General features: G+C 63.1%; 16 protein-coding genes and 1 pseudogene. 4 read left to right on the top strand and 13 right to left on the bottom strand.

Annotated elements, in window-relative coordinates:
• Positions 1-1867: iron ABC transporter permease (locus GX181_07595; GenBank protein ID NLM71804.1), on the top strand; the 1867-nt coding region annotated here is incomplete at its 5' end.
• A 12-nt stretch (positions 1868-1879) separates the two neighbouring features.
• On the top strand, positions 1880-2971 hold the full coding sequence (locus tag GX181_07590) for an ABC transporter ATP-binding protein (GenBank protein ID NLM71803.1): 1092 nt from the start codon (positions 1880-1882) through the stop codon (positions 2969-2971).
• Between the two features lie 187 nt (positions 2972-3158).
• Here GX181_07590 and GX181_07585 read toward each other — a convergent pair whose 3' ends face one another.
• From GX181_07585 to GX181_07565, 5 genes are all read right to left on the bottom strand, one after another.
• Complete coding sequence (locus GX181_07585) at positions 3159-4550, bottom strand: DUF1254 domain-containing protein (GenBank protein NLM71802.1); 1392 nt, start codon at positions 4548-4550, stop codon at positions 3159-3161.
• 206 nt (positions 4551-4756) lie between these two features.
• A complete protein-coding gene (locus tag GX181_07580; GenBank protein NLM71801.1) occupies positions 4757-5857 on the bottom strand; it encodes a DUF917 family protein in 1101 nt (366 codons plus the stop codon).
• A 23-nt stretch (positions 5858-5880) separates the two neighbouring features.
• Positions 5881-6231 (bottom strand): hypothetical protein, encoded by a 351-nt coding sequence (locus tag GX181_07575; protein ID NLM71800.1) that lies wholly within the window; start codon positions 6229-6231, stop codon positions 5881-5883.
• Entirely contained in the window at positions 6228-7511 is a 1284-nt protein-coding gene (locus GX181_07570; protein NLM71799.1) for a DUF1576 domain-containing protein, read from the bottom strand. The genes GX181_07575 and GX181_07570 overlap by 4 nt, the downstream gene beginning before the upstream one ends.
• Positions 7512-7672: 161 nt before the next feature.
• A complete protein-coding gene (locus GX181_07565) occupies positions 7673-9076 on the bottom strand; it encodes an MATE family efflux transporter (GenBank protein ID NLM71798.1) in 1404 nt (467 codons plus the stop codon).
• Positions 9077-9159: 83 nt separating this feature from the next.
• Between GX181_07565 and GX181_07560 the strand changes: the two genes are divergently transcribed.
• Complete coding sequence (locus GX181_07560; GenBank protein NLM71797.1) at positions 9160-9717, top strand: hypothetical protein; 558 nt, start codon at positions 9160-9162, stop codon at positions 9715-9717.
• 37 nt (positions 9718-9754) lie between these two features.
• Here the strand turns inward: GX181_07560 and GX181_07555 are convergent, their stop codons facing one another.
• From GX181_07555 to GX181_07545, 3 genes and pseudogenes are all read right to left on the bottom strand, one after another.
• Positions 9755-11473, bottom strand: a complete 1719-nt coding sequence (locus GX181_07555) for a phosphoenolpyruvate carboxykinase (ATP) (protein ID NLM71796.1) — start codon at positions 11471-11473, stop codon at positions 9755-9757.
• A 26-nt stretch (positions 11474-11499) separates the two neighbouring features.
• Positions 11500-11700, bottom strand: a pseudogene (locus tag GX181_07550) (DnaJ domain-containing protein).
• Between the two features lie 620 nt (positions 11701-12320).
• Positions 12321-13190: an MBL fold metallo-hydrolase gene (locus GX181_07545; GenBank protein NLM71795.1), complete on the bottom strand. Its 870-nt coding sequence runs from the start codon at positions 13188-13190 to the stop codon at positions 12321-12323.
• A gap of 92 nt (positions 13191-13282) precedes the next feature.
• Here GX181_07545 and GX181_07540 point away from each other — a divergent pair, with 92 nt between their 5' ends.
• Entirely contained in the window at positions 13283-14257 is a 975-nt protein-coding gene (locus GX181_07540; protein ID NLM71794.1) for a lipoate--protein ligase, read from the top strand.
• 17 nt (positions 14258-14274) lie between these two features.
• Here GX181_07540 and GX181_07535 read toward each other — a convergent pair whose 3' ends face one another.
• From GX181_07535 to GX181_07515, 5 genes are all read right to left on the bottom strand, one after another.
• Entirely contained in the window at positions 14275-15690 is a 1416-nt protein-coding gene (locus GX181_07535) for a diguanylate cyclase (GenBank protein NLM71793.1), read from the bottom strand.
• Between the two features lie 96 nt (positions 15691-15786).
• Positions 15787-17187, bottom strand: a complete 1401-nt coding sequence (gene lpdA, locus GX181_07530; protein ID NLM71792.1) for a dihydrolipoyl dehydrogenase — start codon at positions 17185-17187, stop codon at positions 15787-15789.
• Positions 17188-17197: 10 nt separating this feature from the next.
• Positions 17198-18475, bottom strand: coding sequence for a 2-oxo acid dehydrogenase subunit E2 (locus GX181_07525; GenBank protein ID NLM71791.1), 1278 nt, complete (start codon positions 18473-18475; stop codon positions 17198-17200).
• 46 nt (positions 18476-18521) lie between these two features.
• A complete protein-coding gene (locus tag GX181_07520; protein ID NLM71790.1) occupies positions 18522-19811 on the bottom strand; it encodes a TRAP transporter large permease in 1290 nt (429 codons plus the stop codon).
• Positions 19812-19821: 10 nt separating this feature from the next.
• Positions 19822-20231, bottom strand: a 410-nt coding sequence (locus tag GX181_07515; GenBank protein ID NLM71789.1) for a TRAP transporter small permease, incomplete at its 5' end; no start/stop codon positions are given.

The raw sequence follows: 20231 nt of genomic DNA, 5'->3' as shown, positions 1-20231 counted from the left end.
GGAGAGCAGCATGTACGACGAGGTCTACCAACCCTCGGACCGGCTGACGGTGGGCGGCGAGGTCCGCCGGGTGCTGTTCGCGCCGGCCTACGACGGAGAGACGGGGGATATTATCGGCACGGCGATCTTCCTGATCTCGTCGTCCGACTTCGACAGCTTCCTGACCCTGATGAGGGGGCTGTTCATACTCGCACTCGTGATATTCACGGCCGTATTCGCGGTGGCAACCTACAGCCGCGACCCGGTCACCGGCTTTATCATCCTGGGGCTTTTCACTATTGTCGCGGTCTTCGTGGCATACCCCCTGTTCGAGGCGGTGCGCCTGACCTTCGTGCAGGAGGGCAGGTTCTCGCTGGAGATCTGGAAGTCGATACTGTCGCAGAAGCAGTACATGAACGCGTTGCGTGGCAGCATCGAGCTTGGGATCTACACCGCGTCGGCCTCGACCGCGGTCGGCTTCCTCTTCGCATTCGTCATATCGCGTACCGCGATCCGGGGCAAGAGGGTTCTGTCGGCGATAGCGACCCTGCCTGTCATCTCGCCCCCCTTCTCGCTCACCCTGTCGATAATCCTGCTGTTCGGGAACAACGGGCTTATAACAAGGCAGCTGCTGTCGCTGGAGGGATTCAGCATCTACGGGCTCGGCGGGCTGACGGTCGTCCAGACGATGGGGATGTTCCCGATAGCCTACCTGACGATGATAGGGGTGCTGGAGGGGATAGACTCGACGCTGGAGGACGCGGCGATGAACCTGCGGGCGACCAGGTGGGAGACCTTCAGGACGGTCACACTGCCCCTCTCCGTGCCGGGGCTGCTGAGCTCCTGGCTGTTGGTGTTCACCAACTCTCTTGCGGACTTCGCCAACCCGCTGATACTGGCGGGAAACTTCCGCGTTCTGTCGGTGGAGTCCTACATGGAGGTCACGGGGATGAACAGGCTGGGGCACGGAGCGGCCCTGTCGCTGCTGCTGCTTATGCCGACCCTGTCGGCCTTCCTGGTGCAGAGATACTGGGTGAGCCGCAGGTCGTTCGTCACGGTGACGGGCAAGCCGTCGGCACGGCTGACAGACCTTGTGTCGCCGGGTCTGAAAAGAGTTCTGCTGGCGGTGATGTTCGTGATCATCGCTTTCCTGCTGAGCCTGTACGGCACTATAATCGCCGGCTGCTTCGTCAAGAACTGGGGGATAGACTACTCCTTCAGCCTGTCGAACATTCGCGAGGCGTTCGAGCGGGGCTGGCGAGTGCTTCTTGATACATTGACACTTGCGGGAATGGCCACGCCGATAGCGGGCTTCCTGGCGATGATAGCGGCGCTGGTGCTGACGAGGAAGAACTTCCCCGGGAAGAAGCTGCTGGACATGCTGATACTCACTCCTTTCGCCCTGCCGGGGACGCTGGTCGGAATCAGCTACATACTGGCCTTCAACAAGGCGCCCCTGATACTTGTGGGCACGGGGGCGATCATAGTGATCAACTACGTCATAAGGGAGCTTCCGGTGGGGGTGGAGGCGGGGATAGTATCTTTGAGGCAGATCGACCCGTCCATAGAGGAGGCGGCCGCCGACCTTGGCGCGGACGTGCCGACGATCTTCCGCACGATCGTGCTGCCTCTTGTGAGGCCGGCATTCATATCGAGCCTGTCGTACACCTTCGTGCGCTCGATGACCGCTGTCAGCGCGGTGATCTTCCTGATCTCCGCCAAGTGGTACCACCTTACCGTGCAGATATACAACTTCTCGGAGTGTCTGCGCTTCGGGCTGGCGAGTGTGCTGGCGACGACTCTGATCGTGATAGTGCTGGTGACCTTCGGCCTGCTGCACATACTCGTCAGGAAGAACGAAAACCTCGCGAAGACCGTGAGCAACTAAGGGGTTGTGCCAATGGATATTCAATCGAAATCAGTCACGCTAGAGGGCGTGAGCAAAATTTTCAAGGATCCGCAGTCGGGGCGCGACGTGGTCGCGGTCGACGGGGCGAACTTCACCATCGAGCCGGGGGAGCTGGTTACCCTGCTGGGCCCGTCCGGGTGCGGCAAGACGACGACCCTGCGCATGATCGCCGGCTTCGAGCTGCCGACCACGGGGAGGATAAAGATCGACTCGGAGGACATCACCCTTCTGCCGCCGAACAAGCGTGACACGGCGATGGTCTTCCAGAGCTACGGTCTCTTCCCCCACATGAACGTCTTCGACAACGTGGCGTATGGGCTGAAGCTGCGCAAGGTGCCGCAGAGGGAGCTGACCGAGAGGGTGATGCGCTACCTCGGGATGGTCGGCCTGGGCGACCTGGCGAAGAGACCTCCGTCTCGCCTGTCCGGGGGACAGCAGCAGAGAGTCGCGCTGGCTCGCTCACTGATAGTGGAGCCGTCCGTGCTCCTGTTGGACGAGCCTCTGTCGAACCTGGACGCCCTGCTGCGGGAGCAGATGAGGGTGGAGATAAGGCGAATACAGAAGTCGCTGGGCATAACAGCCGCCTACGTCACGCACGACCGGGTGGAGGCGATGAGCCTGTCGGACAGGATCATCGTGATGGACGAGGGGAGGATAGTCCAGGTAGGCACGCCTCACCAGATCTACCGAGACCCGGTGGACGCCTTCGTTGCGGGGTTCATAGGCAAGGTAGCCTTCTTCCCCGCCACGGTGCAAGGAATAGACGAGGCCTGCACGGTCGAGGTCAGGGGGAAGACCTTCGTCCTGCCGCGCTTCTCCGAACGGCTGAGCGCCGGGGACCGGGCGTTGGTGATGTGCCGACCGGAGTCGCTGACCCTGCTGCCGCCCGGAGAGGGGATACTGGACGGACGTGTGACGACCAACGTCTATCTGGGTCACAGCATAGAGTCGTTCGTGTCGACCGACATGGGGGAGATACTGGTGCAGGTGGACAACCCGGACGCGCAGAGAGTCTTCGGCGAGGGAGAGGCGGTATCGGTCTCATTCATCCCGGAGCTGACGAAGGCACTGCCAGAGGAATAGAACGTCGGCATCCGGTCATCCCGAGCGGAGTCCACACTTGTCATCCCGAGCGGAGTCCACACTTGTCATCCCGAGCGGAGCGAGGGATCTCGGGTTGGGCGGCAACCCCCACGGGATCCCTCCGCCCGCTGGGCGTTCGGGATAAGCGATCGACACGAACGGGAAAAACGCCCGTTCGGTCGTCTGCTTATTCTTTACGTATCGCGGGGGGGACGTAGTGCTGCGTCCCGGGGATTGCCTGCGGGAGGTAGAGCCGCAGGGTGGGCGAGAAGGGGCCGGCGGGAGCCGGGAGCCAGTTGGCCTCGTTGGAGCCTCCGGGGGACTCGGCGCTTATGTATATGTTGAGCGACCCGTCCGCGCCGTAGATCAGGGACGAGGTCCTGCTGCCGAGGGAGTAGCGCTCCAGGTCGTTCTCGACCAGGCTCAGGCTCGGCGACTCGTACATGGTGAGGGACCAAAACGAGTCGACAGGCGGCAGCTCATCCCTCTCAAAGCGCAGGACATAGTTCTGCTCGGAGGCGTCCAGCGGATCGCCGTCTTCGTCGTAAAATGCGTTGATGTAGGTCGTCTCCTCCTGATCCGCGCCGTAGAGCATGGATTTGGCCGCGCTCGCCCTGACGAGGTAGAGCCCCTGCATCCTCTCCCGGTCGCCGAAGACCCGGCGGTAGAGGGCCCATCCGTTGGTCTCCTCGCAGAGGACGGCCTGCGAGTCCTCTATCTGCTCGAGAGCGGACTCGACGGCGTCGTCTATGGCGTCGCGGATGGTGCCGCTGAACTCGTTGGCGTCGAAGCGGTAGGAGGGGCCGATGCCCAACATGCCGAAGCGCTCGTACAGCTGCTCCTCGGACGGATGCTGCACGGTCTGGCCGAGCATGAAGTTGAGGTAGGAGATGAAGTGGGCCGAGTCGGCGGCTATCCTCATGTACAGCGGGAAGGGATCGCGGGAGGGGGCCTTCGGCGGCGCCATCCCCAGCCAGGAGCTCAAAGGCTTCAGGGTGTAGCGCTCCTGTATGGCCCGCACGTTGGGTATGTCGTCCTCCCCGTTCACCTCGGTGCGCCCCATGCAGAGGACGAAGTTGCCCTCCGAGCGAAATACGGAGTCCACTCCGCGAGGCTTCTTGCCGTTCCAGTCCGGGCCGGCTATGACGAACACGCCCCCCGACCTGCCGAAGGCGCGGGGGCTGACGTAGGCGAAGTTGAAGGCGAACATGTCGATGAACTGGAAGGAGTAGTACCTGTCCGGGACAGGCGGCACGGTCAGCACCATGGGCTCGGCCTGGAGGTCGAGCCAGGCGGTGGAGGAGAGGGTGTCCCTCTGCTCCCTGATGCCGTCGGCCACGCCCGGGCCGTTCAGCTCCGTCGAGTGGACGAGGCGGTTGAAGTTGTCCGCGGTGATGGCCTGCATCTGCATCATCCGGTAGTTCTCCAGCATCGGGTAGGCGAAGATGTAAGCCTCCTCCGCTATCGCCCGCGCCTCCTCGTAGCTGGAGGCGCCTCCCGAGAGGGAGCATCCGGCAAGAGGAAGCATGAATATGGCCAGTACCAGGCAGTACCACTGAAGATTTTTCCTGATCTCCACCCTCGGCGCTCCTTTCATCAAGTTTTCTAGCGAGAACTACCTTCTGCGAACTCAGTATAATTACCTATGCGAAAGCATTGTAACATGCAAACCCCATATTGTGAACAGGGAACTGCGAATTATTTTACTGAAAAGGCGGGGATCCAGTCCCCGCCCGAGAATTATCTCCCCCCCCGCCATTCGGGCGAAAAAGCCACCTCGCGACCTCAAAGCTCCAGGTACTGGAGCAGCTCCTTGCCTATCACCTTCTCAGCCTGCTCGAAGAGGTCCGGGCAGCGCATCCCCGCGCCGAGCAGCAGCCTCGCCTTGGGCACCCTGATCATTATGACGTCCATGTCCTCTGCGATCTCGGCGCCGGGGATCGTCATGCCGGTGGCCGCGTCGAATACGGTGATCAGGTCGGGGAAGGTGGCAAGCCTCTCCCTCTCGTCTTCCTCCTCCTCGTCACCCCGCTCGACCGTCATGTACTCCCTCCAGAAGGTCAGGGAGAGGTCGCCCATGGATGCGGCGCCCGAGTCGATGCCTCCCGCTGTGAATCTGTCCACGGCGTCGACCTTGCCGCTGTATAGCACTTCTCCGTTGAGTATCGACAGCACTGCATCGGCGACCGCAGCACCGCCGTTGATGCGCGACTCTTTAATCGCCTGCCCGAGGGATATGGCGAGCTTTATCGCACCGGGCGCCGCGTGCTTCTCCAGATACTCGGCCTTCACCGGGTTTCGGGCGACGGCCAGGATTCCCCCGGCCGCGCAGGCCACGTGGCGAAGGGATGTGCAGACCATCTTGATGCCGCCGCGCAGAATCCCCTCGACGTACCTGCCCTGCTCCGGGTCTCCTCCCGCGAAGGCCTGCATTCCGTGGTAGTCGGAGTCCAGGTGCAGCCCCATCGAGCCCATCTCGGGCGTGGGGTGGGCACGGCCGTTGCACGGGGCGTCGACGACGGGCAGCCCGAGGACGGACGCCTCTAGCCATCCGTTGACTATGCCCCCGCCGCCGCTCTCGTTGGGCGTGAGGGCGGCGGGTCGCTCGAGGCCGTTCTCCAGCAGGATTTCCAGACTCCTGACGTGCGCCCTTGGGCTGACGAACGGGGCCTTGCTTCTGTGGGGGCAGGTCACGGAGGCGCAGGTCACCACCATTCCGTCGGGCGGCAGATCCTCTATGTCCAGGAGCACTGGCGGGTTGACCTTGAGCGCAAGCTCGCCCAGCTCCATGGCCTCGTCTATCTGCGCTCCATTTCCTCCGCCGAGGACGGACGCCCCGAGAAGGGCCTCCTCGAGCAGGTCCATGGTAAGTTGTATCTTGGCCATTTTTCTTATCTTCCCCTTTCGGATCAGTCCAGGAGGCGTATTAGGCTGATGCGGACGCGCCTCTCCTCCTCGTCGTGATCGACCGATACGTGATCGGTCATGATGCCGACGAGGTAGATCTCCTGTCCCGTGCTGATCTCGCCGGAGAGAGACCAAAAGTACTCCTCGCTCTCCTCGGCGCGCGGCATCCGAAGGAGCCGCGTCATCTCCCTGATCTTGCTGGTCTGGTTGCCAGTGTAGTCCGTCTCGATGATTATCTCGAACTTCTCGTCGCTTCTGATGACGTGCGACGTGAATTCGCCCGCGCCCATCGAGAAGAAGAAGTTCATCATCTCGCTGACTATGCGCGAGACGACTAGCCTTTCGTACTTCATATACCGCGTCTCCTCCTTCCTCTCAGGGCCTCGAAAAGGGGTACCAGCATCCCCGCCACCAGCCCCCCTGCAAAGCCGTTGTTGTAAAGATTGAATCCCGCGTGCAGCACCCCCACGTACTGCACCACGGAGGTGTGGATGTACCCGGCGATCATACCGGCCTTCCAGCCAAACTCGCCCGAGATAGGCGCAAGAGTGGTTCCGAACAGAACCGCGAGCTGAACCGACGGGTCCGACAGGCCCCATTCCTTGGAGATGCTGCCGATCATCACACCGGCTATGACGGGCAGGATGGTGCGGGGGGTCTTGCCCATGGCGCTGAAGCCGACCACCGTCAGGACCCCGCCGAGAGTCGGCCCGTTCATGTCCCCGAAGAAGAGCAGGTACAGGGTGACTATCATGCCGTTGATGCCCATGTTGACCAGGGTCAGCGGGAAGTCGAAGATGTCGACGAAGTCCGCCAGCAGCCGTCCGGGGTGGCTCCACATGTCGTTGAGGCCGCTGAACGATCGGTTGTTCAGGTAGTTGCCGACCAGTATCATCAGCAGGAAGAGCTCCAGGAGCAGCGGGGCGAGTATCACGTTGGACCCGGTGGACCAGAGCACCCTGGCCTCCGCGACGAACCCGTGCGAGCGCAGCAGCGACACGAATATGGTGCCTATCATCCCGGCGGCGAAGCCGACGTTGTAGAGGTTGTAGCCCTTGTGGACGGAGAGGAATGCCGGCACTAGGGAGGGGAGGATGAAGCCCGCGGCCAGCCCCGCGCCGGCCCCGGCCAGGTACTTGAAGGGGGCGGGAATGTAGGCACCGAACATCAGCTGGCTCACCAAGGGCGCCAGCGAGGTCCCGAAGAAGGCTATGTAGATGAACTTGAGGAAGGACTCCCTCTGGTGCCTGGCGTAGAGCCAGACGCCCGCGAAGATGAACCAGACGTTGAAGAGGTTCTTGCCGAACAGGGAGAAACCCGCGACGGTGAAGATGGACGCTATCGATATGCCTCTTATCCTGACCTTGTAGTAGACCAGTATCGTGGTGAAAAGAAGCACGAGGATGCCGCTGTTAAGGAATGCAGCACCCCGACCGCCGACGTAGAAGTAGTCGGAGATAAGGTAGTCAGGCTCCGTGATAATGCGCAAAATGCCGTTGAACACGGTCTCCGGGGAGTCCAGGTGCAGTCCGGTCGCACACAGAGTCAGTCCGAAGAGATAGAGAAAGAGCCTTTTGCCGCCGTCGCCTACCAGAAAGCGCTCGGATCCGAACTTGCCCGACTGCTCGCCCATTACGGACTCACCTCGCGATAGTCCGGACGACCTCCCGGCGGATGTGCAGCGGTGTCACTCATCCCTACACCCCCTTGGGACAGCCCGTCGTTCGGGCATCCCTCCTCATGAAATTATCGCTCCTTGACTTCATATACAGGAATGTTCGGCCTACATTATACTCAATCGGCGGGCGCGCCGCACCCCCCGTCGAGGGAAATCCTCAGAAGCGCCTCGCAGGACCTCATCTCCCTGAACTCCCGCCGCAGGAACCAAGACCCCGCCATCGCCCCGCCAAGGTCCGACAGGGGCATGGAGAGCCACACCCCGTCGATCCCCAGTATCGGGGGAAGTATGAACAGGGGCAGCAGGATGAAGAAGAAGTGCCTCGACAGGGTCAGGAAGATGCCTATCCGCGCCTTGCCTATGGCCTGGAAGGTGTGAGACGCCACCAAGCTCACCGAGGCCAGGATTATGCCGCAGTAGGCCAGCCTCATGCCCCTTGCGCCCATCGCCAGCAGCTCCGGGTTGTCGGGGCTGAACAGTCGTATCATGTGGCCGGGAACCAGCATCACCAGGGTGAAGCTCATGGTGAAGAAGAGAGCGCCGATCTTTATCGCCGCTAGCACCGATCGTATAACCCGGTCGTAGTTCTTGGCCCCGTAGTTGTAGCTTATTATGGGCTGCACACCGCCTGCAAGGCCGAGCACCGGCAGGAAGAAGAGGCTGTCCAGGCTGAAGAAGATCCCCATCGCCGATATCGCCAGGTCCCCGCCGTAGAGGCGCAGGGTGCGGTTGAAGACTATCAGGACGTAGGTGAAGCTTATCTCGGTCAGGGCGGGCGCCGATCCGACCGCGAGGATCCGCTTCACGACGCGCCATTCCAGGTTCAGGTTCTTCAGGCGGAAGCGCAGGGCCCCCATCCTGCGCACGTAGTAGGCCACCGCCCACGAGGCCGATATGACCTGCGAGATCAGGGTGGCTATCGCAGCGCCGGCCACGCCCATGTCCAGGACGAGGATGAACCAGGCGTCCAGGGCCACGTTCGCCCCCGCGCCTATGATCAGAGTGAACATGGCGTATCGCGGGTTTCCCTCCGCCCGGATGAAGTAGTTCAGGCCGAAGGCCAAGTTCGAGAAGAATACCCCCCAGACTATGTATCCCATGTACTCCATCGCCATCGGAAGGAGGGTGTCGCCGGACCCGGAGAGCCTCAGTATCGGCTCTGCGAAGAAGAAGCCGACCAGGGTGAGCACGATTCCCCCTCCGGCTATGAGCAGGATGGCGTTTCCCATCCCCTTCTCCGCCCTGGCGCGCCTCTTCTCGCCCAGGGACATGGAGATGTAAGACCCGGCGCCCACTCCGATCAGCAGGCCGTAGGCTATGACCATTATGGTGAAGGGGAAGACGACGCTGATCGCCCCTATCCCGGAGGCCCCGACCGTCTGTCCGACGAAGAGCCTGTCGACTATGTTGTACAGCGCGTTGGCCACCATTCCGACTATCGCGGGAATGGAGAAGCGAAGCATCAGGCGGCCGATGGAGTCGGTACCCATCGCGCGCGATTTGTCCGTTGTTTTTTCCATTATTACTGTCCTCCGTGTACAACTTAGCCTGGTGTATGATTATAGCAGAGAGAAGTTGCCATTATACACCCTGGGGAGGCGACATGAACGACACCCGTTTTTTTCCCGCCGGGCTCCACCTGCTGTGCGCCCCGTCGCACCGGGAGGGGGAGTTCATACTGGAGCGGCGGTTCGCGCAGGTGTACGCCGCTGCCAACGAAATATCGCTGGACTTCGACTCGTTGATCGCCTTCATTCGAAGATGGTGCGAGGCGGAGGGGATAGTCCGCGACGGACAGTCGGCGTCTTTCTCGGGGGTCAGCGCCGCGGGCGAATACTCCGGGACCGTGACAAGGTTCCGAGACGAGATAAGCGTGCTGATCTTCCTGGAGGGGGAGGGGCGCAAGAGATACCGGGTCCTGGGCGTGTTCGACGACTACTCCTGGCTGGTGATGTACCAGGAGCCCCTGACCGGGGAGTGGCGGTCGTGGCCGGGGGCGGCCAGGGACTACGAGGGTGTGGAGAGGGACAGGACGGACGAGCGGTCCGCTCGCGAGGGGTTCGATTGGGTGTGCGGCCGAAGGATAATCGCCAGGGCCCGGCTGATGCGAGGCGACGAGATTGTGGCCGAGTACCGGGCCCCGACCTGCAGGATGAGATAGGCCGGGGACGAGCCCCGGCCTCGTTGTTTTTTTCCGGTTAGACAGCCCCTGCCTCTTCGACCGCCTTGCGCAGCACTGCCTCGGCCTCGGGCGGGAGCTTGTCCAGGCCGCCCTTCTCGGTCGCCCTGGAGACGACGAAGGACAGCCTGTCCTTCAGGCGGGTCTGGAGCTCCCTGCGGTACTTCTCGTCGTCATGGTCGATCGGGAAGGAGGGCAGGTCCATCGTCATTATGTCGGTGAACGACAGGAAGGGCACGAAGGAGGCGGTTCCCTCCACTATGGCCTCGATTATCCCGAGCGTGTCCGACGGCTTCACATCTCTGCCCATGAACTCCCCCGTGTTCAGTATGTAGCAGTCCACCCCGTCGTCGAACAATGACTTGAACCTCTCGTAGTCCATCGACAGGGGGTAGGTGCGGAAGGGGTTGGCGTATGACTCGATCACGAGGGCGTTGGGGTCTACGCCGGACGCCAGGCGCTCGGCCGAGGTCCTCTTGGTGGCGAGGGTCGCGCCGAGGGTCGCCGCCAGGTCCGGGTCGTCGAGCTTCAACACCGGGGGCAGGGAGGGGTCCTTCATCAGCCAGAAGATGGCGTCTATCGGCTCGTCTATCCTGTCCACCCTCTTCGGGGACCAGAAGCGGGACTTGATCGCCCTGCCGTTGCCGTTGCGCAGGTCCTCCGTGACAGCGTGGAGCAGCCCGTCCGCCCCGCGGGTGACCCCGCAGTTCTGCAGGGTGATTATGAACTTGTTGTCCTCGCACCCCATCGGATAGTCCTGTACTTTGTCGAAGTAGGTCGGCTCCATGGCTATCGAGTACTTCTCGTCCGTCTTGATGATGAAGGCGTCATCGTGGAGAACCGTCACCTCGTACTTGTCGTCGTGGCGAGCGTGGGTTATGGTCGACTTGCCGGATCCCGACAGGCCGAAGACAGCCGCGACGAACGACCGCCCCCCGTCAAGATTGTAGCGCTTCAGGCCTCCGTGGCAGGAGGCGTAGCCGTTGCGCGCCGCTATGCCCCAGGCCAGGGTGAGTGTGCCCTTTTTATACTCTCCGAAGTAGCGCATGCCCAGGATGGCCGCGCAGTTGTGGATCGGGTCGAAGAAGGCCAGGCCGTAGGGGTAGTCGGGAGAGGTCCAGTTCGGGTCCGCGAATACGAATATGTCGCCGTCCGGCAGTTTTCGGGAAGCGGCGTACATCTTCTTGTATTCATCGCTCAGGTACTGAAAGTTCAACATCCAGTTGTAGACCAGGTTCTCGAAGTTCTCGGGGACCATCAGGTGCGCCTTGACCATGAAGTCCTCCTCGAGCCCTATGTACGCCTCGGCCGAGTAGTAGTTGCGGAACCGGGACCAGTAGACCGCCTCCCTCAGCAGGGGGGCGAGTTCGGCCATGTCGACGCCAGGCTCCCCGACTATCTTCCTGGCCGCCGCGCACCGCCCGACGACTATGCCGTCGTTCATCAGGAGCACGTTGGCCCCCTCCGGAATGCCCTGCTCCACCGGCCGAAGGACGGGCATCCCGGTCATCTCCACCGTCCCTGGAGAGCTTTTCGCCAGCTCGTACGCCTGCTCGAGGCTCGTCACCGGGATCACGTTGTTTCCGAAAAACGCCGACTCGATGGTTGTCCTCGCCTGCGACTGGATCTGAGAGAAGCTCTCGGGATCTGTGTAGAACTCAAGGGTTGACAAAGTACTCTCCTCTTTCTCCCCTACCGGGGTAATTTTGTCCCGGGTCCACTCCCCAGGCTGTTCCATTGTACCCGAAAAACAAGCTCCGCGGGCTAAATTCCCCTGGCGGAGCGAATCCTCGCGTAGGCTTCCTGGATCTCTTGAAACTTGCTGGAGGCGAGCCGCACGAAGTCGTCGTCCAGCTTCTGGCCGATGAACTTGTCCGGGTGGTAGCGGGCGGTCAGCTCCCGGTAGCGCCTCCTCACCTCGTCGTCCGAGGCCGAGGGGGAGCAGCCGAGGACGGAATAGGGGTTCCTGGCGCGCCCGGGTCCCGCTGTATCGCGCCTGGGACCGGTGCCGCCGGAGGAACCGGGTCCACCAGAGGGCCCGGCGCCGCCGAAGGGACCGCCCGGCGGAACCCGGGCACCGCGAACCGCCTCCCTCATGATCCTGGAGAAGAGCAGAAAGAGCAGCAGGGGCGCCGCCTTGAACAACAGACGGAAAAGAAACAACGAATAATTACCTCCCTGTGATTGCAATCAGGCGGCTAGGGGCTTGCCGCACAATAAACGCAAGAGTTTTCCTGTCATCGGGTTCCCTCGTCGCTCCGTTTCTCGGGATAAGCGACCGACGCGAACGGAAAAAACGCCCATTCGGTCGCCTGCTTACATCCCGAACGACCATTGCTTTTTCCTGTCATCCCGAGAAGCAGCGCTTTTCCTGTCATCCCGAGGAGCGACGCGACGAGGGATCTCGATCCCGCATAACCGCAAAGCCAGATCCCTCGGCATAAACCCGCCTCGGGATGACAGGATGGCGAGCGCCTCGGGATGAGACAAGTTGGCGAACACCTCGGGATGAGACAAGTTGGCGAACACCTCGGGATGACAGGATGGCGAGCTCCTAGGGATGACAAGGGCTGCCAAACGTCCGCTCAGGACTCCACGACGTACCTTTGCCCTACGGAGAGGGGGGTGAAGCGGTCGCCGAACTCGCCCAACAGCCGTGCCTGCATGGGGAAGCCGGTGCAGTGGCCGCAGGCGATCCACTCCGGGTCGAACTCCCTCAGGCCCTCGATCGTCCCGTCCATAGCCTCGTCGCTCGCGTTCACCAGGTGCAGGCCTCCGATGACCCCTACTACCGGATCGTCCGGGTAGAGGCTGCGCGCTCGCTTCAGCATGTTTATTACCCCCGAGTGACTGCAGCCGGAGAGCAGCACCATGCCCCGGCCCTTCACCCGGGCGATCATGCCCATGTCGTCCATCATCGGGTCGGGCACGGGCGCGCCGTCGCACAGGGTGTAAAAGCCCCTCGCCTTGCCCTCGAAGTCGGTGACGCGCGGGATCTCGCCGGTGGTCGTCAGTCCGGCGGCTATGGGGAAGGGGACGTCGGAGAGAAGGAAGACGCCTCCGACCGCTTCGACGGCCTCGCGCCTGTCGTCGGGGCGCACTCCCAGGGGAAGGACCGCCGGGGCCATCTTGAAGTGAGGGCGGAAGACCTCCGGGTGGGCGATCACGGGAAGCTCGCGCCTGCCGACCGAGGCGACCAGGGCGGCCAGTCCTCCCGTGTGATCGTAGTGGCAGTGCGAGAGCACGACGAACTCTATCTCGCCCGGGCATATGCCGAGCTCCCTCATGTTTCTGGCGAGCAGGTCGGGCGTCTGCCCGACGTCCAGCAGGCCGCACACGCCGCGGCCGTTCTTCGTACCCCTGACGAGGAACGACAGGCCGTGCTCCGCGACCAGCTCCCCGTCCATAGGAACGGAGTCCTCCATCAATACTACTATCTCCAGAGAATCGAGCATTCCGATGCACCTCCCGATACAGGCTCCCCTGTATAATGGACCCAAGTCTTCCCTTTTGCAAGGGCACATTCCGCAAGTGGAGGTAGGCGATAGTGCACTTCGTCGACAACGTATCGCACGACCCGGCATTCAACCTCGCCCTGGAGGAGCGGCTGTTCCGCTTTCCCCCCGACGGAGGCGTCTTCATGCTTTGGAGGAACGAGCCGTCCGTGATAGTGGGTCGCTTTCAGAACACGGCCGGAGAGGTCAACCGTCCTTTCGCCAGGGAGAGGGGGATCAGGGTGGCCAGGAGGATGACCGGGGGCGGAGCTGTGTACCACGACCTGGGCAATGTGAACTACTCCTTCATCCTGCCGTTCGTGGACGACGGTGCGTTCGACTTCGCCCGCTTCGCCCTGCCGGTGGTGAGAGTTCTGGAGCGACTGGGGGTCCGGGCGGAGATCGGCGGGCGCAACGACCTGTGCGTGAACGGGAGAAAGATCTCGGGCAGCGCCCAGCACTCGGACGGGAGACATCTGCTCCACCACGGGGCGATCCTGTTCGACGCGGACCTGTCCGCCCTTGAGGATGCACTTAGGGTGGACGAGGGGAAGTTCGCCTCCAAGGGGTTTGCCTCGGTCCGGAGCCGCGTGGCCAATGTGATGTCACTGATGCCCGGGCACTTGACCGTGGAGGAGTTCATGGAGGCCCTGCGAGGCTGCGTGCCGGACGCCAGGCCGATGGAGGTCGAGCCCTGGCGGGTCGCGGAGGCGGAGAGGCTTCGCGACTCGAAGTACGGCTCATGGGAGTGGAACTGGGGGGAGTCTCCGTCCTTCACGGAGCGCAAGGAGAGGCGCTTTCCCTGGGGCGGAGTCGAGGCCCTGCTGGATGTGTCCGATGGCGTTATAGTGAAAGCGCGGTTCTTCGGCGACTACTTCGGCCACGACAACCGCGACCTGTTCGAGAGGGAGCTGGAGGGGCGGCTCTACAGGGAGGACTCGTTGCGCGCCGCCCTGGAAGCCTTCCCTCCCGGGCTGCACTTCAACGGCGCGGGGATCGAGGAGTTTTTGGACTTCCTTCTGTCCTGAGCCAAGTCCCCGCCAGGCTACCCCCTGTACTTGCGCCGGCTCGCGCCGCCCGCCTGCTTGGCCCTGTACATAGCCTCGTCCGCGTTCTTCACCAGCTCTATCTCGTCGGCACCGTCCTCGGGGAAGAAGGCGATCCCGATGCTGCAGGATATCTCTATCTCCCTCCCCTTGATGAAATAGGGCCTGCCAATGGCCTCCACCAGCCTGTCCGCGGCGGCAGAGGCCCCCTCTTCATCCTCGCCCGGCATCAAAACGAGGAATTCGTCCCCTCCAATGCGCGCGACCGTGTCCATCCCCCTCACGGTGGTGGACAGTCTGTCCGCCACCTGCTTGAGCAGCAGATCCCCGAAGGCGTGCCCGTAGGTGTCGTTCACCGGCTTGAACCTATCAAGGTCGAGGAAGAGCAGCGCTATCCGCGTGCCGTTCCGGCGGGAGGCCGCTATCGCCAGTTCGAGATGGTCGGAGAACAGGTTCCTGTTCGACAGGCCTGTCAGAGGGTCCAGCAGCGCCTGCTCGGCCATTTTGGCCTGGGCCTCCTTGCGCTCGGAGATGTCGCGGGTCACCCCGTGCACCTCCAATCTGCCGTTGACGGGATTTCTCTGTATGGAGACCACTGTCTCGGTCCAGACCAGAGTGCCATCCTTGCAAGGCTGGAGGAGTTCCAAAGTGAGAAAAGAGGCGTCTGGGGGCGCTCCCTCACTGTTGAGCCTTTCGATGCCCCTCTTGGTAAGCTCCCGTATCCTGGGCGCGTCTTCGGGGGTAAGGGAGTCGTCTATCGGGGCCGCGAGGACCTCTTCCGGTGTGTAACCTCGGAGCCTCTCGACGGACGGGCTCATGTAGACGAAGCGCATCGTCTCGGTGTCGATGGTCCATACCACGTCCTTCATGTTTTCGGTCAGGAACCTGTACCTGGCCTCACTGAGCTCGAGCTCGCTCTTGATGCGGTTGCGCTCGGTCACGTCGTGAGCGCTTCCGACCACGCACCTCTGCCCGTCGAATATGACGTCGCGCGCCGTGAAGTCGGCCCACCTGGTCTCTCCATCCTTTGTCTGCAGCTTGATCTCGTAGAAGGAGGGTACGGGCTCTCCCCTGGCCCTGACGAGCGACCTCTCCTTCGCGATGGTGCGGTAGTCGGGGTGGAAGTGCTCAAGCTCGGTCATGGCCAGCAGCTCTTCCCTCGAGTAGCCGGTCAGCTCCTCGGTGGCGCGGTTGAAGGCGAGAAAGCGCATGCCCTTGAAGATGTAGGTAGCGGCGGCGCTGTTCTCCAGAAGCAGATTGAGCCTCACGATGTTCTCTCCGAGCTCCGCTCTCGCCAGGGCCTCCTTCCGCAAAATCTCGGCGGTGCGCCTGGCGTGAAGACGGAGCGCTACAGGTACCGCAACCAACAGCGCGATCACCGAGCCTAAAATCGGCCCCAGGAATAAACTGTCCATCCGTATTGCCCTCCGAAAGCCTTGAACGATGAAAAAACTATAAGGCGAAGGATATCACATGACGGGTCCTTCGTCACCATGCCACGCGCTCGAGTTTCACCCCCGAGCGGGCAGGTTCACCGCCGTACCCCTCGTCGCTGCCGCTGCCTCGCGCATCGCCTCGCTCACGGTCGGATGGGCGTGGATCGTGGTGATCAGCTCGTCTACCGTGCACTCGAGCCTCAGTGCCAGGCTGGACTGGGCGACGAGCTCGGACGCGCCCGGCCCCACCATGTGGACGCCGACTATCTCATCGTACCTCTCGTCCACCACGTACTTCACCATCCCGTCGCCCTGGTTCGCGATGAGGCTCCTGCCGTTGGCGGACATCGGGAATCGGCCGACCCTCACGCTAAGGCCGGAGCGACGGGCCTCCTCCTCCGACATGCCTGCGGAGGCCGCCTCCGGGCTCGTGTAGACGACGCTCGGCACGGTCTTGTAGTCCATGACAACGGAGGCACCCATGATGTTCTCCGCCGCCACCTCCCCCTCGCGGGAGGCTACGTGGGCCAGCATTATGCGGGAGGCGCAGTCGCCCACGGCGTACACCCCCTCGACCCCGGTCCTCATGCGCGAGTCCACCTTGATCCTTCCGCTCTCCGTCGCGACGCCGATCCGCTCGAGACCGAGCCCCTCCGATACAGGGCGCCTGCCCGCCGCGACCAGCAGCTTCTCGGCTCTCAGGACTGTCGGGCCGGACGGAGTCTCCACTCGCACGATCAGGTCTCCTCCGCTCCTGGCGACCTCGGAAACCCTCGAGCCCAGGTGGAAGGCCACTCCCCTCCTGGCCAGCGCTTCCCTCAGTATCCCGGCGATCTCTTCGTCCATCGTCGGCAGTATCTCAGGTAGCATCTCGACGACGGAGACGCTCGCGCCCAGGGAGGAGAAGAGGGACGCGAACTCGAGCCCTATGACCCCGCCCCCCAGCACCACGACTGACTTGGGGGGCGACTCCAGCGACAGGGCCTCGGTGCTGGTGATCACTCCCCCGACGTCGATGCCGGGCAGGGGCGGGATCACCGGGGCGGACCCGGTCGCCACTATCACCGCATCGGCGGCCACACTCTCCCTGCTGCCGTCTTCCCTGCGCACCGACAGTTCTCTCGGCGTCTCGAACGACGCCTCTCCCTCGATCAGCCTGACGCGGTTGCTGTCCAGCAGGGTTCGCACACCTGCAACAAGCTGGTCGACCACGGCCCTCTTCCGCTCCATTAGGGCCCCCCAGTCCAGCGCGACCCCCTTGGCGACGACCCCGAAGGCCGCGCCCTCCCGGGCCAGGTCGTACAGCTCCGCCGCGTGCAGCATCGCCTTGGTCGGGATGCAACCGACGTTCAGGCATACTCCGCCGACCGCTCCCCTCTCCACCACCGTCACGTCCGCGCCAAGCTGCGCGGCCCGTATGGCGGCGACGTATCCGCCGGGGCCGGCTCCTATCACCGCAACCCTCTTTGCGCTCATGCCGCCCGCCTCATTTCAGCAGCAGGAGCCACGGGTTCTCGACCAGCTCCCTGATGCGCGCCAGGAAGAGCGCGGCCTCCGCTCCGTCGAGGATCCTGTGGTCCGCCGACAGGGACAGGGTCGTCATCGGACGCACCACTACCTCGCCTCCTATGGCCACCGGCCTGTCGACCACGGCGTTCAGCCCCAGGATGCAGGCCTCCGGCGGGTTTATCAAAGGGGTGAAACCGCTCGTGCCGAACATGCCCAGATTGGTGAGGGTGAAGGTTCCACCCTGCACCGAATCGAGCGGCAGGGTTCCCTCCCTGGCCCCTCTCACGAGCTCCTCCGTCTCTAGGGCGATCTGGAGCAGCCCCTTGTCCTGGGCGGATTTGACGTTGGGGACCAGCAGCCCTCCCTCGACCGACACGGCCAGACCTATGTTCACGTTCCCGTGCATGGTGATCGAGTCCGCTCCGAAGGATGAGTTCGCCATGGGGAACTCGGTCAGTGCCACGGCGCAGATCTTCATCAGCAGGTGGTTGAAGGAGATTTTTACCCCTGACCGGGCGGCCTCCTCCCGCAGACTCTCCCTGGCGGCCGACAGTTCCGTGAAGTCGGCGTCCACGTGGTAGGTGACGGACGGGATGGTGGAGCTGCTCAAACTCATCCTCTCCGCTATAACCCTCCGCATAGGGGTCAGGGGGACCTCGACGTCGCCTGCGGGGAGCCGCTCGGTCGCCGCACGGATCACGTCCTGCTTCATGACTCGCCCGTCCGCTCTCACGGAGGCCAGGTCGAGCCCCAGGTCCGCCGCCATCCTCGCCGCGACGGGGCTTGCCTTCGCACGAGCCGCGGCCTCGACATCCCTGCGGAGGCGTCTTCCACCGGGGCCCGTGCCCTCGATTCGAGCAAGGTCCAGGCCCCTCTCGCGGGCGATTTTGCGGGCCAGGGGGGTTGCCCGCACGAAGTCACCGGCGGGCACGACGGCAACGGGGGCGGGAGCGGGCGAGGGCACCGGCTCATGCGAGGGCGGAAGGGGCGAGGCAGCGACATCCGGCGGCACCTCCCCCTCGGCGCCGATGTACGCGATCACGGCGCCGACCGGGGCCTCCCCTCCCTCCGGGACGAGAATCTTCAGCAGGACCCCGTCCTCCGGCGCCTCCACGTCGAAGGTGAGCTTGTCCGTGGCGACCACCATCAGGAGGTCCCCCTTCCGGACCGGCTCTCCCTCCCCCGCGCCCCACCTGGAGACGGTTCCTCTGTTCATTGTCAGCCCTAGCTTGGGCATAATCACTGGTGAAGCCATAAGGTTCCCCTCCTCATCAAGGATCGCGAAAGCCTTCCGGCCGGGGCTACATCATGCCCATCATCCGAGGCAGGAAGAGCGAGATCTCCGGGAAGGCGGTGATCACGATCATGGCTGCCAGGGCGGCCACGAGCAACGGCCCGATCGGGCGGCAGATCTGCTCCATGGTCAGGCCGCTTATCCTGGCGCCGACGTACAGGTTGACCGCCACGGGCGGGGTCACCTGTCCTATCGCCATATTGACCGTCATCATGACCCCGAACCAGATCGGGTCCCATCCGAAGGCCATGATCACCGGCGCAAGTATGGGCAGGAAGACATAGGCTATGGAGATGGCGTCGAGCAACATCCCGGCGAAGAGCAGGATTATGTTTATCATCAGCAGGATGACCACCGGGTTCTCCGATATGCCGAGCAGCAGGACCGCGATCTTGTCTATCAGCCCCACCGTGGCCCCGAGCCAGGAGTAGAGCCCGGCGCAGGTGACGACGATCATCACGACGGAGGTCGCAGCCACCGTCTCCCTCAGTATGTCGTACAGGACGCGGATTGTGAGGGTGCGGTAGATGAACACGCCGACGAACAGGCCGTAGAAGACTGCCACGGCGGCCGCCTCGGTCGGGGTGAACACCCCGCCGTATATGCCCCCGAGGATGATAACGGGGGTGAAGAGCCCCCAGAAGGCGTCCCTGAAGGCGCGAAGCACCTCGGAGGCGCTTCCCCTTGGGGCGCCCCTGTAGCCGTGGATCCTGCTGACCAACCAGACCGAGATGCAGAGGAAGGCCGCCACGACTATGCCCGGGAGGACCCCGGCGGCGAATAGGGTTCCCACCGACTGCTGCATGATGTCCCCGTAGACTATGAACGAGATGCTGGGCGGGATTATTATCGCCAGCCCAGCCGAGACAGAGACGGTCGCCGCGGCGAAGGCCTTGTCGTAGCCCGCCTCCGCCATGCCCGGGATGAGGATGAGCCCCAGGGCGGCGACTGTCGCCGGGCCGGAGCCGCTGACGGCCCCCCAGAAGGCCGCCACTATGACCGTGGCGACCGCGAGCCCGCCGGTCATGTCGCCGACGAGCTGCTTGATGAGGGCTATGATGCGCTCGGCTATCCCGACCTTCTCCATGATGACACCGGCCAGGATGAAGAAGGGTATCGCCAGCAGGGGAAATTTGGCTATCCCCGAGTAGAAGCTGTAGGAGAGCATCTGGTAGCCAAGGTCCCAGTTCCACACGACGAATATCGCCGCGGACCCGAGCGCCACCGCGATCGGGACCTTTATCAGCAGCGGCAGGATGAAGAGAGCTATCGTCCAGAAGGCAGGCTCGTGAAGCAGGGCGTCCACGTCAGTACCCCCCCTGGAAGCCGTCGCTTCGTACTGTCTCTATCGCCGCCTGAAGGATGCGGATGAATATCAGGGCCGAGAATACGGGCAGAGAGATCGTGTACCACCACACCGGCAAGGCGAGCGACGGAGAGGTCACGGACAGGGCGATCTCGTCGGAGACCTGCACGTACCCCAGGTAGGCCAGCAGAGCGAAGAAGGCCAGGGACAGGGCGGTGGACGAGAAGAAGCAGAGCTTCCTCCCCCTGGCGGGAAGCTTGTCGTAGACGAAGGTCATGCTGAGGTTGGCCCCTTTCTTGAAGGCTATGGCGGTCCCCAGCATCACGAGCCAGACGAACAGGTTGATGGTGACCTCCTCGGTGAAGGCCAGCGCGTAGAAGATGAAGTACCGGGTGACGACGTTGGCGAACG

Source organism: Synergistaceae bacterium (genome assembly GCA_012521675.1).
GTDB lineage: Bacteria > Synergistota > Synergistia > Synergistales > Aminobacteriaceae > JAAYLU01.
Note: the sequence above shows the minus strand (reverse complement) of the source record. Positions and strands in the feature narration are given on the sequence as shown.